The following is a 14,808-nucleotide window of genomic DNA, read 5'->3' as shown; positions in this document are numbered from 1 at the left end:
CGCGGGTAGCGGTAGCCGCTCGCGGGTAGCGGTAGCCGGTGGCCGGTCGCGGGTAGCGGGTAACCGGTCGCGGTGGCGCGTGCCCGGTGGCGGTGGCCGGTCGCGCTCTGCATGGTCGGCGATTCGAAACGTGCTCGGCGCGGTCGGCGATTCGAAACGTGCTCGGCATGGTCGGCGGCGCAGGGAATCAGTCGCGGTGAGCGCAGCTGGCTTGCGCTGGCCAGATCACACGAGCCGCCTGTTCCCGGTCAGCTGTCGAACACTACTTCGGCAACGGCGATGAGGACGACCAGAGTGACGGTGAGGGTGGTGGTCGCGACGAGGCGATGGCCACCCTCGATATGCCCTCGATGGAGAGATCGACCGCGGTACCAGCCCAGGACTGCCAGCAGTAGGGCCGCTGTGGTGGCGGCGAGTGGGAACACGATGTGGGCGCCGTCCTCGGTGGTCGCCTCATGGGCGAAGAGCAACGCGCAACCTGCGGCACCGAGGGCGGTGCGCCGCCAGGCCAGGGCGGTGCGTTCCCTGGCGAGCGTGGGTGCGGTCACGACAGTGCGACCGCCACACAGACGAGCGCCGCGATCACCGCGATACCGGCTGACAGCACCGGTACGAGCACCGTGCCCGGCAATGGGCCACCTGTGCGCATCGCCCGGTTCACCCGGTGCCAGTGCCGGTAGGCACCCAGGGCGACGGCCACCGACATCGCCAGACAGGCGAGCGTGATGACACCGGCGAACCCCGCCAATCGGGGCGGCTGGACGAGCGTGTGCACGGCGACGCCACCGGCGAGCAGACCGAGCGCGGTCCTGATCCACGCCAGAAAGGTCCGCTCGTTGGCGAGGGTGAACCGATAGTCGACCCCGTCCTCCCCGTCGTCGGATTCGGCGCCGACCTCGGGCAATGCCATCACCACCACCTCCGGCCTCCATCATGCGCTACCGCAGGCTCCTCCCCGATCAACTGCCCACGTCCGCCGAGTCGGGCCGCACCCTCATCAGCCCGGCCCCAGACGCGCCCCGGTGGAGCTCGCCGTCGTCGCCCCGCCTCTTCGACCGACAGGGCGGTCGAACGTGGTCGTTCGCTGAGCCACCGCGACAGTGATGGCGGCGTTCGAGATGTCACCGCCCACTGCGATCAGGCACGGGGGTGGGCTTGGTCGTGGACTCGTTTGAGCCGCTCGACGGAGACGTGTGTATAGAGCTGGGTGGTTGCCATGCTGGCGTGGCCGAGGAGTTCTTGGACGACGCGGAGGTCGGCGCCGCCTTCGAGAAGGTGTGTGGCGGCGGTGTGGCGCAGGCCGTGCGGGCCCATATCGGGGGCACCGGGTATGGCCGCGACGACCTCGTGGACGACGGTGCGGGCTTGGCGCTGGTCGAGGCGGCGGCCGCGCTGACCGAGAAACAGGGCCCGGCCGGACCGCTCGTTGGCCAGCGCAGGTCGCCCGGCCCGCAGCCAGGCGACCAGAGCGGCCTCGGCCGGGGCACCGAAAGGCACCGAACGCTCCTTGTTGCCTTTGCCGAGCACCCGGACGAGTTGGCGTTCACGGTCGATGTCGTCGAGGTCGAGACCGCACAGCTCGCTCACCCGGATACCGGTGGCATACAGCAACTCGACGATCAGCCGGTCACGCAGCGCCATCGGGTCCTGCTGTGCGGCACCGGATTCGGCCGCACCCATCGCCTGTGCGGCCTGCTCGCGTCCCAGCACCGCGGGCAGAACGCGGTGCGCCCTCGGTGCTTGCAGCCGCAACCCAGGATCGATGTCCAAGCGCCCGGTTTCGGTGAGCCACGCGGTGAAAGTCCGCGCGGCCGAGGCCCTTCGCGACAGCGTCGTCCGCGCGGCCCCACCCGCCGCGAGTTCGGCCAGCCACGACCGCAACACCCCGAGATCCAGCTCACCCAACGCCGCATCCGCCGACCGCGCGTACAGATGCTCGAGCAGAGACCGCACATCCCCCACATAAGCCCGCACCGTATGCGCCGACCGATTCCGCCCCAGCCGCAGATGCCGCCCGAACTCCCCCAGCAACGCGGTCAGATCCTCGGGCAGCACATCCATCCATCAACCGTCACCCTTCCACCGACCGCACGCAACCCACCACGCCGCACCCAGCATGCCCACCTGCCCGGGGATATTCCGGCTACGTCTCGCAACGGACCGTCGCCACCCCGCGCCGCACAACGGCTTGCCGCAGTCGTCCAGCCGACCTACCCGGGCCACGATCGGGGGGACCGTAGCGAACGCGGGCCGCGAACTTCGGGAATCAACGTCCTCCCGCTGCAGGCCTGTGACGCCACTGGACGACTCAGCTATCCACTGCGGCGGGTGCGGAACCAACCGTCGGAATCGCAGCCGACGAGGTCGGCCAGCTCCAAGCTGGGGAGCACCGCTCGGACGGTGGCCAGCTCCAGACCGGATTGTTGGGCCAGTTCACGGGGTTGACGTGAGCCGATGGCGGGCAGGGCCGCGTAGACCTCGGCTTCGGCGCCGCGCAGGTGGTGACCGGGGTCGGCGGCGTCGTCGCCCACCGGGAGGCGCAAGGGGCCCGCTTCCTCGATGACGTCTTCGGCACGGGTGACCAGTAGCGCCTCGCCTTCGCGGATCATCCGGTGGCAACCCGCCGACGAGGCCGAGCCAACCGGACCGGGGACCGCCATCGCCGGGCGACCGAGGCGCCGCGCCCACTTCACGGTGTTCCGCGCGCCGCTGCGCAAACCGGCCTCCACGACGAGCACGCCGTCGCCGAGGGTGGCGATGAGCCGGTTGCGGGCCAGGAACTGGTGTTTCTGGGCGGCGACGCCGGGCGGGTATTCGCTGACGACCAGACCGCTGTCGGCGATGGCGCCGAGCAGCCGATCGTGCTGGGCGGGGTAGGGCCGGTCGACACCGCACGCCAGGACGGCGACGGTCGGGCCGCCGACGGCGAGTGCGGCCCGGTGGGCGGCGGCGTCGATACCGAAGGCCGCGCCGGACACGATGGTCCAGCCGCGTCCGGCGAGCTCACAGGCGATGTCACCGGCCACCTGCATCCCGTACCCGCTGCTGCACCGCGAACCGACCACGGCCACAGCACGTTCCGACGCGCTGCGCAGGGACAGCGGTCCGCGCGCCCACAGCACGAGGGGTACAGCGGCTTCGCGGTCGCGATCGGTGTCGAGCTGGTCGAGACCGAGCATCCGCCATTGCGGCCACTCGTCGTCGTCGGGTGTGATGACCCGGCCGCCGATCCGCCGCATCGTCTCGAGATCCCTGGCGGCCGAGTCGATGTCGCGCCGCGCGGCGGTGGGACCACGCAGGGCGGCCGGCAACTCGTGTTCGCGGACCGCCCGCGCCGCCTCACACACCCCGACCGACGCGATGAGCGCCGACAGCGGCGCGCACGGGCCCTGGACCACCCGCGACAGGTAGACCCAGGCCAGCCTGCGTTCGTCCACGTCGAGGTCGACGGTGCCGACCGCCCGTGCCCCGGTCATTGCCCACCCCGCTGACGGAAGTTCAACGCCGACAGCACATCCTGCACGCTCGGCAGTTCCCCGCCGCGCAGGTCGCAGACCGTCCAGGCCACGCGCACCGCACGGTCGGCACCGCGCGCCGACATCCGACCCAACCGCAGGGCGGTCTCGATCGGCGCGATCGCATCAGCGGGCAGGCGGAAGCGTTGCCGCAGAATATGCCCGGGCACTTCGGCGTTGGTCGCCCAGCCGTCCGCGCTCCATCGAGCCGCGGCGCGTTCGCGCGCCTCGGCCACCCGGGCCGCGACGACAGCGCTGGTCTCGGCCTGCTGTTCGCCGAAGGTGGCACCGGCCTGACCGTGCATCCGCACCCAGATGTCGATCCGGTCGAGCAGGGGGCCGGACAGTTTGCCGAGGTAGCGGCGGCGTGCGAGCGGCGCGCAGATGCAGTCGACATCGCGGGCGGGCGCGCACGGACACGGGTTCGCCGCCAGCACGAGCTGGAACCGCGCCGGATACCGTGCGACGCCGTCCCGCCGGGCGATGCGCACCTCGCCCTCTTCGAGCGGGGTGCGCAGGGCCTCCAGCACCTTCGCGCCGATCTCGGCGCACTCGTCGAGGAACAGCACCCCGCGATGTGCCCGGCTGACCGCACCGGGCCTGGCCATACCGGAACCTCCGCCGATCATGGCGGTCACCGAGGTCGAGTGGTGTGGCGCGACGAACGGAGCGAGCGTCATCAACGGCTGTTCGGCCGTCAAGGAACCCGCCATCGAGTGAATCGCGGTCACTTCGAGCGACTCGGCCTCCGACAACGGCGGCAGCAATCCCGGAAGACGTTGCGCCAACATCGTTTTCCCGATACCGGGCGGACCCGTGAGCAGCAGATGATGACCACCCGCCGCGGCCACCTCCAACGCCCACCGCGCCTCGTCCTGGCCGACCACGTCGCGGAGGTCACCGCAGGGCACCTGATGACCCGGCGCCACACCATCGGGTTCGAGCAGTGTGCCTTCGCCACGCAGCCAGGCGATCACAGCACGCAGACTCGTCGCACCGAGCACCTCGACGCCTTCGACCAGTCCGGCTTCGGCCACCGCCTCGGCGGGAACCACCACGGTCGGGCAGCCCGCATTGCGCGCCGCGATCACCGCGGGCAGCACACCGCGCACCCGGCGGACCCGTCCGTCGAGCGCGAGTTCGCCCAGCAGCACGGTTTTCACGAGCCGGTCCCCCGGCACCGCACCGGAGGCATCGAGCACCGCCACGGCGAGCGCCAGATCGTAGACCGAGCCGACCTTCGGCAGCGTCGCGGGCGACAGCGCGAGGATCACCCGACCGTCCGGCCACTTCTCCCCTGTGTTGGCCACCGCGGAACGCACCCGGTTGCGCGATTCCTGCAGGGCGGTGTCGGGCAGCCCGACGAGGTTCACCGAGGGCAGCCCCTGGCCGATATCGGCCTCGATCTCCACCAGTTGCCCGTCGACGCCCGTCACCGCGACCGACAGCGCACGTCCGAGGGCCATCAGAACGCCCCCGTCAGGTGGTCGATCACCGGTTTGTCTCCGCGCGTGACGAGCACCGACACCACGTCGAACCGGATGCGCCGCCACGGCCCGTCCTGCTGGGCCAGCCACAGCAGGGCCAGTCGTCTGATCCGCTGTTGTTTGTGGAAGGTGACCGATTCGGCCGGGCTGCCGAAACCGAGACCGGACCGCGTTTTCACTTCAACGAACGCGGTCACCGACGGGTCCTGGACGATCAGGTCCAGTTCCCCGTACCGGCATCGCCAGTTGCGGGCGACGATCTGCATCCCGGCCTCGCACAGATACTGCGCGGCCAACTTCTCCCCGTATGCGCCGAGCGCCTGTTTGTCCGTCACGGGTGCAAGCGTGAGCCCGGCGTGGATCTAGGCCGGGATCACGACCTGCGGAAACACAAAACCTGTGGACAACTCGCCCCCTGTGGACAACTCCCCTATTCGGGCAAACGGAGGTCGGGCTTCTCCAGTTCCTCGATGTTGACGTCCTTGAACGTGATCACCCGAACGTGCTTGACGAAGCGGGCGGGACGGTACATGTCCCACACCCAGGCATCGCTCATCCGCACTTCGAAGTAGACCTCGCCGTCGGCGTTCTGTGGCCGCAATTCGACGGAATTGGCCAGGTAGAAGCGTCGTTCTGTCTCCACCACGTACGAGAACTGGCCGACGATGTCCTTGTACTCGCGGTACAACGACAGTTCCATCTCGGTTTCGTACTTCTCGAGGTCCTCAGCACTCATCGGGTGGGACATCCTCCTGCTAGCAGCGCCGCGTTCATTGATCACATCATCGCGCATGAGCCGCGCGCGTAGCCACCCGGCTACCGCCCGGCACCTCGAGTTCACGCACATTCCGCCAAGATCGGCGGTGTTCGGTGCTCGGTCCGAGCGCGCGCAGGGCCGCGGTGTGCTCGGGGGTGTTGTAGCCCTTGTGCGCGGCGAAACCGTAGCCGGGCAGTTCGGTGTCGAGCTCGACCATCATGCGGTCCCTGGTGACCTTGGCCAGGATGCTCGCGGCCGCGATGCACGCCGCGGACGCGTCGCCGCCGATCACCGGCAACGAGGGCGCGGGCAGGCCCGGGACCTTGAATCCGTCGGTCAGGATGTAACCGGGGGTGCGGCCGAGATGGGCGACCGCGCGGCGCATGCCCTCGATGTTGGCGACGTGGATACCGATGGCGTCGATCTCCCAGGCGGGGACCACCACCACGCTCCAGGCCAGCGCGAGGCGCTTGACCACCGGAAACAACTCCTCACGCGCCGCCTCGGTGAGTTTCTTGGAGTCGTCGAGCCCCGCCAGCTTGTCGTAGGCCTTGGGCGCGAGCAGGCACGCGGCGACCACCAGCGGTCCCGCACAGGGCCCGCGCCCGGCCTCGTCGACACCGGCCACCGGGCCGAGGCCGCTGCGGATGAGCGCCGCCTCGAGCGTGCGCAGGCCACCCGCCCGGCGCATCACCACCCGCGGCGGCCAGCTGGTCCGATCCTGCCCCACAGTTAGATTGTCCCCGTGTCTAGTTGTCCTGCGGATTCTGCGAGCTCACCGGCCCCATCCGGCCGGGCGGCCAGATCTTGAACACGGTCTTGCCGCGCACGTTGTCGACCGGGACGGTGCCCTGCAGGTCGTCGCTCACGTGGGCACGCGAGTCGGCCGACTCGTTGCGGTTGTCACCCATCACCCACAGATGCCCCTCGGGCACCTTCACCGGCCCGAACATGCGCCCGGCCGGATACACGGCGTTGGGGCGGTCGGTGAACCAGGGGTAGTCCTTCTTGATGTAGGGCTCGTCAAGCGGTTTCCCGTCGACCATCACCCGGCCCTGCGCGTCACAGCACTGCACGGTCTGCCCGCCGACGGCGATCACGCGCTTGACCAGATCGTTCTCGTCGGGCGGAACCAGGCCGAAGTAGGACAGGAAGTTCTGCACACCTCGGATGGCCGCGTTGTCGGAGCGGATGGACTTGTAGTGCCCGTTCCACGATTCGGGGCCGACGAACACCACCACATCGCCCGGTCCAGGCTCGGAACCGTAGTAGCTGATCTTCTGCACGTAGATGCGGTCGCCGATCTGGAGTGTGTCCTCCATCGACTGCGACGGGATCACGTAGGGCCGACCGACGAAGGTGACCATCAGGGCGGCGATCACCGCCGCGATCACGACCAGTATCGGCAGTTCCTGCCAGAACGGCCGTTGTTTCTTGTCGTCGGCCTTTTTCCTGCGCCGCTTGCCCTCGTCGCCCGAATCGGACACCGACACCGACCCACTTTCGTCTGCCACGCCGAACAGAGTAGCCCGGCACCCTGACGTGAGTCGGGTGCCGGGCTACTTGTCAAAGCTTCTGTGCCGGAAAGGGCTACCGTGCGGTCAGCGCTTTTCCTTGATCTTGGCGGCCTTGCCGCGCAGGTCGCGCAGGTAGTACAGCTTGGCGCGACGCACGTCACCACGGGTCACGACGTCGATGTGGTCGATGTTGGGGCTGTGCACGGGGAAGGTGCGCTCGACACCGACACCGAAGGACACCTTGCGGACCGTGAAGGTCTCGCCGATGCCGCCGCCCTGACGCCGGATCACGACGCCCTTGAAGACCTGGATGCGCTCCTTGGAGCCTTCGATGACCTTCACGTGCACGTTCAGGGTGTCACCGGGACGGAAGTCGGGGACATCGCTACGCAGCGACTTCTCGTCGACGAAATCAAGGGTGTTCATTTTCCACCTTTTCGGATTCTTCGCGCGAACAGAGGAACCTGGCGGCTCGCGCTCGACCGGTTCATGCTCAGTACAAGGGGTGCTCCCGGACACGACTCGCCCAAGGCAACCGGTTCATTGTGCCAGACGGGGTGGTCGCGACCGAAATCGGGCGGCACGGATCACTCGTCGGCGGTGGGCTCCGACCGCCGCCGCGAGAGCAGATGCGGGTGCGGCGGCGGAGCGGGCGGGGCGGCGACCACCTTGCGGCTCAACTCGGCTTCGGCCGCCGTGCGGGCGTGCTCGACGTCGGGTTTGCCCGCGATCAGGTCCTGGATGAAGATCTTGGCGCGGATCACGGGACGGCGATACCGCCGCTCCCTGGCCATGGCGCGGCTCATCGTGCGCGGCCGATGACCGTAGCGCCACCGCGCCCATGGCGCGCCGGGACGGCTCAGCCGCACGGCACCGACCAGCAGCAGCGGGGTGAAGAACATGCCGAACAGCCCGGTCCAGATCTTGCCCTTGGCGATCACCACCGCCGCGAGGGCGAGGTTGATCGCGACGGTGACGACGATGCCGACGCGCAACTCGACTCCGGCCGACTCCCGGAAGTCCTCGTAGTCGAGAAACGTCGCGGGCTGCACCCCGAGCAGCAGCAGCCCGGTGACGGCCAACGCGACGAACACCGCGTCGACCGAGGTGCGGCCCTGCTCCTCCCAGTACACATCGCGCAGGTAGAAGATCAACGCGAACTCGTCGAGCACCAGCGCCGCGCCGATGCCGAAGAAGGTGGCGAGCACGCTAGAGGTGACCTGTGTGGAGTCCTCGGCGGTGGCGATCAGCCCGATGCCCGACAGCAGCACCGTGATGACGCCGAACACCATGTGGTGGATGTGGGTGTCACCGGCCTTGAGGTTGCCCGGCCACCATTTCACCTGCGCGCGGATCAATCGCACGCTGATCCGGATCACCACGAAACCGAGGATGAACCCCAGCAGGAAGCAGAGCAGGGGCAGGCGGCCGTGCGCGATCACGTCGTCTTCGAGCCACCGTCGCATGCCGCCCGCCCTGTCGTCGACCTACTTGCCGAAACCTGCCCGGCGCAGTGCCTCGGCCATCGAACCGGTCGGCTCGGCCGTCGGCTTGCGCTGGTTGCCGCCGCGCGGTTGTGCTTGGCCGCGACCCTGCGCGCGTCCGCCACCCTGACCGCGACCGCCCTGCGGACGACCTTGGCCGCGCGGCGCACCGCCCCCACGATTGTCCCCCGTCGCGGGCTTGCCGGGTTCGTCGTCCAGCCGCAGCGACAGTCCGATGCGCTGACGCGCGACATCGACCTCGAGCACCTTCACCTTCACCACGTCACCGGACTTGACCACCTCACGCGGGTCCTTGACGAAGGTGTGCGAGAGCGCCGACACGTGCACGAGCCCGTCTTGGTGCACACCGACATCGACGAACGCACCGAAGGCGGCCACATTGGTGACCACGCCCTCGAGCACCATGCCCGGCTTCAAGTCGGCGACCTTCTCGATCCCCGCGGCGAATTCGGCGGTCTTGAATTCCGGGCGCGGGTCACGGCCCGGCTTCTCCAGCTCGGCGATGATGTCGCTGACGGTGGGCACACCGAACTTCTCGTCGGTGAAATCGACCGGTTTCAGCGAGCGCAGCACGGAGGTGTTGCCGATGACCTCGGCGATCGGCTTGCCGGTTCGCTCGAGAATTCGACGGACCACCGGGTAGGCCTCGGGGTGCACCGCGGAGGTGTCGAGCGGGTCCTCACCCCCACGGATCCGCAGGAAGCCCGCGCACTGCTCGAAAGCCTTGGGTCCCAGGCGCGGCACTTCGAGCAGCGCGGTGCGGCTGCGGAACGGGCCGTTCTGATCACGGTGGGCCACAATGCTTTCCGCGACCGAGCCGGACACGCCGGAGACGCGGGCCAGCAGCGGCACCGAGGCGGTGTTCACGTCGACACCGACCGCGTTCACCGCGTCTTCGACGACGGCGCCCAGCGAGCGCGCCAGCAGCGTTTCGGACACATCGTGCTGGTACTGGCCGACGCCGATCGACTTGGGATCGATCTTCACCAGCTCGGCGAGCGGGTCCTGCAGGCGGCGCGCGATCGATACCGCACCGCGCAGTGACACGTCCATGTCGGGAAGTTCCGCCGAGGCGTAGGCCGACGCGGAGTACACCGAGGCGCCCGCTTCCGAGACCACGATCTTGGTCGGCTTGTTCTCGGGGATGCGCGAGATCAGTTCGGTGGCAAGGGCATCGGTTTCGCGGGAGGCGGTGCCGTTGCCGATGGCGATGAGCTCGACGTCGAAGCGGGCGACCAGTGCGGCGAGCACGGCAAGGGACTTCTCGGTCTGCCCCTGCGGCTTGTGCGGATAGATGACCTCGGTCGCGACGGCCTTACCGGTGGCGTCGACAACGGCGACCTTCACACCGGTGCGGTAGCCCGGGTCCAAGCCCATCGTGGTGCGGGTACCCGCCGGTGCGGCGAGCAGCAGGTCGCGCAGGTTGGCGGCGAAGACGTCGACGGCGTCCTTCTCGGCGGCCTGACGCAATCGCATCCTGGTGTCGATACCGAGGCTCACCTGCAGTTTGGTCCGCCAGGCCCAGCGCACGGTGTCGAGCAGCCAGGTGTCGGCGGGGCGGCCCTGGTCGGCGATGCCGAAGGCCTTGGCGATGCGGCCCTCGTAGATGGTTCGTTCGCCGGGTTCGGGTTCTTCGGTGTCGGGTTCGAGGTGCAGGGTGAGCATCTCTTCCTTCTCCCCGCGCAGCAGCGCGAGGATCCGGTGGGAGGGAAGTTTGTGGAACGGCTCACTGAACTGGAAGTAGTCGGCGAACTTGGCGCCCGCCTCTTCCTTGCCCGCGCGCACCGTCGAGCTGACCTGTCCTCGGCTCCACATCATGTCGCGCAGCTCGCCGACGAGGTCGGCGTCTTCGGCGAAGCGTTCGACCAGGATCGCGCGGGCGCCGTCGAGTTGTTCGGCGGTGAAGCTCGCTGGGTCGGTGGTCGGGTCGGTGATGAGCGTATCGGCCACGGGTTCGTGCCCGGCCTCGCGCGCGATCTGCGCCTTGGTGCGGCGTTTGGGCTTGTAGGGCAGGTAGATGTCCTCGAGGCGGGCCTTGGTCTCGGCGAGCATGATCTGCTGGTGCAGGGCCGGATCGAGTTTGTCCTGGGCGCGGATGGATTCGATGATCGCCCCGCGCCGCTCGTCGAGCTCGCGCAGGTAGCCGAGCCGTTCCTCGAGCTGACGCAGCTGGGCATCGTCGAGGCCATCGGTGACCTCCTTGCGGTAGCGCGCGATGAACGGGACCGTCGAACCGCCGTCGAGCAGTTCGACGGCGGCGCGGACCTGCGTCTCGCGCACCCCCAATTCGTCGGCGATCCGCCTGCCCACGCTGGCCAGGGTGGTCGTGCTGTCGGTCGGAGTGCCGTTCGACGTCGAACGGGCGATCTCGGGCGCTGTCGTCACAGCCGCAGAGACTACAGCTCCCCGCCGACATGCGGCTCGATCCCAGGTCAGCGCACCGCCGTGAGCTCGGGGTCGGTGATCGGGCGATCCAGGAGGGTGTCGGGTCGGCCGAGCAGGAACTTGTCGAACATGGCGGCCACCGCGGAACGCACGAGGGTCGCCATTCGGTCGGTGTCGATGGCGCCGATGTACTGCGCGGCAGCGGGCTTGGCGACGGCGGGAACAAGTGCGGGCATGTCGGTGAAGTCGTAGTGCGCCGAATCCGCGATCGCCAGATGACGTTTCCAGCCGGTTGCCGCGCGCCAGAACGCGTCGAAGGAGGGGTTGCCGTCGCCGACCTGCTCGATCTGGGCGCTGGTCAGCACGAGCGTCGGCCTGTCGACGCCCTCGGTGATCGCGCGGCCGAAGGCCTCGTCGACGCCGATCTGGCCGTCCATGTCGACCGCGGCATCGATACGGCGGTCGAGGTGCATGGCTTCGACGGCGGTGTAGCCGCCCGAGGAATGGCCGACGGCGCCGATCCGCTCGAGATCGAGCACCCGGCCCAGATCGGTGGGCAGCGCGTCCTGTTCGGCGTCGGGATTCGTCCCGCTCGACAGCCCGGCGAGCGAGTCGAGGACGAACCGCAAGTCGAGCAGTCTTGCCGCGATGTACTTTTCGCGGATCGCCGGGTCGAAACCGTTCGGGGCGGGCGATGGTCGCACGAGGCGTCCGCCGGGGAATTCGACGGCCGGGCCCGTCTCGTAGGTGTGGTCGACGGTGACGACCACATAGCCGCGCGAGGCGAGGTCCTCGGCCAGGCCGGTACCGAGGACGCGCGAAACACCCGCGCCCGGGGTGTACAGCACGACCGGGTAGGTGGTTCCGGTGCGGGCGGGCGCGTCACGATGGGAGTGGGTGAGCACACCGGGCAGTTCCGTGCCGAGGGCCTTCTCGAGGCCGGGAATCAGTTCGGTGGACGCGTAATGCGCCACCGGGTGACGGTCCACGTCGGTGGCGGGGTAGAACACCGAGACCATCAGTTCCCGGCTGCGATCCGGCTCGAACGGGTCCGGCCTGGCCGCATCGACCAGGTGCAATGTGGTGGTGCCGACCGGCAACGTGCCGCCGGGGCGTGGCAGCACGGTGACTCCGGGCCCTGCGTGACCGGTGGCCCCGCTCGCCACGACCACTGCGCACGCCACCGCCATCACCATCGATCCGCGACGGATCACTGTGTCCCCCAGTTCTTTCCGCGACGGACATCGAACGTCCGCCCATCGCGAGCACGTTAGCAAACAGTGCCCGCGCCCGCGACGGATCTCAACCGAGCAGTTCGGTGGCCAGTTCCCGCATCTCGGCCTTGCGGACCTTGCCGGTGACCGTCATCGGGAACTCGTCGACGACATGGACGTAACGGGGGATCTTGTAGTGCGCGAGGCGACCGGCGCAGAAGTCGCGCAGGGTCTCGGCATCAAGCGGTGCGGCGCCCTCGCGCAGGCGCACCCAGGCCATCAGTTCCTCGCCGTACTTCTCGTCGGGTACTCCGATCACCTGCGCGTCGACGATGTCGGGGTGGGTGTAGAGAAATTCCTCGATCTCGCGGGGGTAGATGTTCTCGCCGCCGCGGATCACCATGTCCTTGATACGGCCGGTGACCGAGAGGTAGCCGTCGTCGTCCATCACACCGATGTCGCCGGTGTGCATCCAGCGCGCGGCGTCGATCGCCTCGGCGGTCTTGTCCGGCTGGTCCCAGTAGCCCAGCATCACCGAGTAGCCACGGGTACACAGCTCGCCGGGTTCGCCGCGCCCCACCGTGCGACCGGTGTCGGGGTCGATCACCTTCACCTCGAGGTGCGGTCCGACCCGGCCCACGGTGGCGGTGCGGCGTTCGATGCTGTCGTCACGGCGGGTCTGGGTGGACACGGGGCTGGTCTCGGTCATGCCGTAACAGATGGAGACCTCGGTCATCCCCATCCGATCGATCACCCGTTTCATCACCTCCACCGGGCACGGCGAACCGGCCATGATGCCGGTGCGCAGACTCGAGAGGTCGTGATTCGCACCGGCGTCCAACTCGGCCAGCATGGCGATGAACATGGTCGGCACACCGTAGAGCGAGGTGCACTGTTCGGCGGCCACCGCGGCAAGGGTGGCGGCCGGGTCGAACGACGGCGCCGGAATCACCACGGCGGCACCGTGTGAGGTGGCCGCGAGATTGCCCATCACCATGCCGAAACAGTGGTAGTAGGGAACCGGAACGCAGATCCGGTCGGCGCCGGTGTAGCCACAGAGTTCGCCGACGAAGAAGCCGTTGTTGAGGATGTTGTGATGGCTCAGGGTCGCGCCCTTGGGGAAACCGGTTGTGCCCGAGGTGTATTGGATGTTGATCGGGTCGTCGGCCGACAGCGTCGCCGCGATGGCGGCCAGACGGTCCGGGTCCGGTGCCGTCTCGGCCACCTGCTGCCATTGTGGGGTGCCGAGGATCAGGACCTGCTCCAGCGCAGGGCAAGTGGGCCGGACCTCCTCGATCATCGCCACGTAGTCCGAGGATTTGAACTCCGGGGCCGCGATCAGGGCTCTGACCCCGGCCTGCCCGAGGACGTACTCGAGTTCGGCGGTGCGGTAGGCGGGGTTGATGTTCACCAGGATCGCACCGAGCTTGGCGGTCGCGTACTGCACGAGGTACCACTCGGCGCAGTTCGGTGCCCAGATGCCGACGCGGTCGCCGCGCCCGATGCCGTGCGCGGCCAGTCCGGTGGCGAGGGCGTCGACGGCGGCGCCCACGGCGTGATAGGTCCATCGACGTCCTGTCGCCCGGTCGACGAGGGCGTCGTGATCGGGGCCTGCCGCGATGGTCCGGTCGAGATTCGCGCCGATGGTGTCGCCGAGCAGCGGGGCGCTCGCGGGACCGCAGGCGTAACTGAGTTCGGACATCACCGGCCTCCTTGCCGCGCGGCGGACGGCGCCGCACTCACTCGCCCCGAACGTACCCGCGCGGATGTGGGATCCGCCACATATTCGGACGGGACCGAGGGGACCGAAAGTGCCCAAAAGCGGCCGAGACCGGCTGAACCGGCGATGACCAGGGAGTCAGCCCGTCGCGAAACATGATGCGACACACACGGATACCCAGCTCCGCCGCCCCGAAGGCCTGACCGTACCGAACGGTTCCGTTCCGGACGGAACCAGCAACCCTCGTTCTGGACGTTCACACAACGAACAACCCCCAGTGATACCCAAATGTCTTTAGCGCAAAACAATCTCGGCGCCGAATCCGACCGGTACCGTCGATCCGATGACGGAGCCTTTTCAGCTGGCCGGACTATCCCTGGACTGCGCCGACCCCGAGTCTCTCGCCCGCTTCTACCTGGGGCTGCTCGGCGGCCGGGTCCTGTGGAACGACGAGCACAGCGTCGGTATCCGCATACCGTCGGGACTGACCATCGCCGCACAGTACGTGGAGGGCTACTACCCGCCGCAATGGCCCGGCACGCCAGCGGTGTACCTGGACCTCGCGGCCGACGCCGACCTGGACCTGTGCGAGCAACACGCCCTCGCGGTGGGCGCCAAACCCGCACCGGTTCAACAGGATCCGCGTTGGCGAGTGCTACTCGATCCGGCCGGGCACCCGTTCTGCATCACCACGCGGGTGATGGCGAC

At 68.7% G+C, this 14,808-nt stretch carries 15 protein-coding genes; 1 reads left to right on the top strand and 14 read right to left on the bottom strand.

From position 1 onward, the window contains the following. Positions 1–248: 248 nt before the first annotated feature. The 14 genes from NC7_RS29490 to NC7_RS06865 form a co-directional block, all read right to left on the bottom strand. Positions 249–548 (bottom strand): DUF202 domain-containing protein, encoded by a 300-nt coding sequence (locus tag NC7_RS29490; protein WP_067980503.1) that lies wholly within the window; start codon positions 546–548, stop codon positions 249–251. Further along, positions 545–910, bottom strand: a complete 366-nt coding sequence (locus NC7_RS06925; protein ID WP_067980512.1) for a YidH family protein — start codon at positions 908–910, stop codon at positions 545–547. The genes NC7_RS29490 and NC7_RS06925 overlap by 4 nt, the downstream gene beginning before the upstream one ends. A 227-nt stretch (positions 911–1,137) precedes the next feature. Next, positions 1,138–2,061 (bottom strand): tyrosine recombinase XerC, encoded by a 924-nt coding sequence (locus tag NC7_RS06920; RefSeq protein WP_067980501.1) that lies wholly within the window; start codon positions 2,059–2,061, stop codon positions 1,138–1,140. 251 nt (positions 2,062–2,312) lie between these two features. Further along, complete coding sequence (gene dprA / locus NC7_RS06915) at positions 2,313–3,476, bottom strand: DNA-processing protein DprA (RefSeq protein WP_067980499.1); 1,164 nt, start codon at positions 3,474–3,476, stop codon at positions 2,313–2,315. Beyond that, complete coding sequence (locus NC7_RS06910; protein ID WP_067980496.1) at positions 3,473–4,981, bottom strand: YifB family Mg chelatase-like AAA ATPase; 1,509 nt, start codon at positions 4,979–4,981, stop codon at positions 3,473–3,475. Before NC7_RS06910 ends, dprA begins: the two co-directional genes overlap by 4 nt. After that, complete coding sequence (locus NC7_RS06905) at positions 4,981–5,337, bottom strand: YraN family protein (RefSeq protein ID WP_067980493.1); 357 nt, start codon at positions 5,335–5,337, stop codon at positions 4,981–4,983. The genes NC7_RS06910 and NC7_RS06905 overlap by 1 nt, the downstream gene beginning before the upstream one ends. Before the next feature lie 95 nt (positions 5,338–5,432). Further along, complete coding sequence (locus NC7_RS06900; RefSeq protein ID WP_011210678.1) at positions 5,433–5,738, bottom strand: DUF2469 domain-containing protein; 306 nt, start codon at positions 5,736–5,738, stop codon at positions 5,433–5,435. 46 nt (positions 5,739–5,784) lie between these two features. After that, positions 5,785–6,489 (bottom strand): ribonuclease HII, encoded by a 705-nt coding sequence (locus tag NC7_RS06895; protein WP_084458086.1) that lies wholly within the window; start codon positions 6,487–6,489, stop codon positions 5,785–5,787. Between the two features lie 19 nt (positions 6,490–6,508). Then, entirely contained in the window at positions 6,509–7,273 is a 765-nt protein-coding gene (lepB, locus tag NC7_RS06890) for a signal peptidase I (RefSeq protein ID WP_444979993.1), read from the bottom strand. An 87-nt stretch (positions 7,274–7,360) separates the two neighbouring features. Next, positions 7,361–7,702, bottom strand: a complete 342-nt coding sequence (gene rplS, locus NC7_RS06885) for a 50S ribosomal protein L19 (RefSeq protein ID WP_019048201.1) — start codon at positions 7,700–7,702, stop codon at positions 7,361–7,363. A 161-nt stretch (positions 7,703–7,863) separates the two neighbouring features. Then, complete coding sequence (locus tag NC7_RS06880) at positions 7,864–8,742, bottom strand: hypothetical protein (RefSeq protein ID WP_067980486.1); 879 nt, start codon at positions 8,740–8,742, stop codon at positions 7,864–7,866. Between the two features lie 21 nt (positions 8,743–8,763). Next, positions 8,764–11,166, bottom strand: a complete 2,403-nt coding sequence (locus tag NC7_RS06875; RefSeq protein ID WP_373861227.1) for a Tex family protein — start codon at positions 11,164–11,166, stop codon at positions 8,764–8,766. Positions 11,167–11,213: 47 nt separating this feature from the next. Beyond that, positions 11,214–12,350, bottom strand: coding sequence for an alpha/beta hydrolase family protein (locus tag NC7_RS06870; protein WP_159372863.1), 1,137 nt, complete (start codon positions 12,348–12,350; stop codon positions 11,214–11,216). Between the two features lie 118 nt (positions 12,351–12,468). Then, on the bottom strand, positions 12,469–14,082 hold the full coding sequence (locus NC7_RS06865; protein WP_067980481.1) for an AMP-binding protein: 1,614 nt from the start codon (positions 14,080–14,082) through the stop codon (positions 12,469–12,471). 361 nt (positions 14,083–14,443) lie between these two features. Here NC7_RS06865 and NC7_RS06860 point away from each other — a divergent pair. Beyond that, positions 14,444–14,808: VOC family protein (locus NC7_RS06860; protein WP_067980478.1), on the top strand; the 365-nt coding region annotated here is incomplete at its 3' end.

Source organism: Nocardia caishijiensis NBRC 108228, from assembly GCF_001612825.1.
Taxonomy (GTDB): Bacteria; Actinomycetota; Actinomycetes; order Mycobacteriales; family Mycobacteriaceae; genus Nocardia; species Nocardia caishijiensis.
The sequence above is the reverse complement of the archived record's forward strand: the minus strand, read 5'-3'. Positions and strand labels throughout refer to the sequence as shown.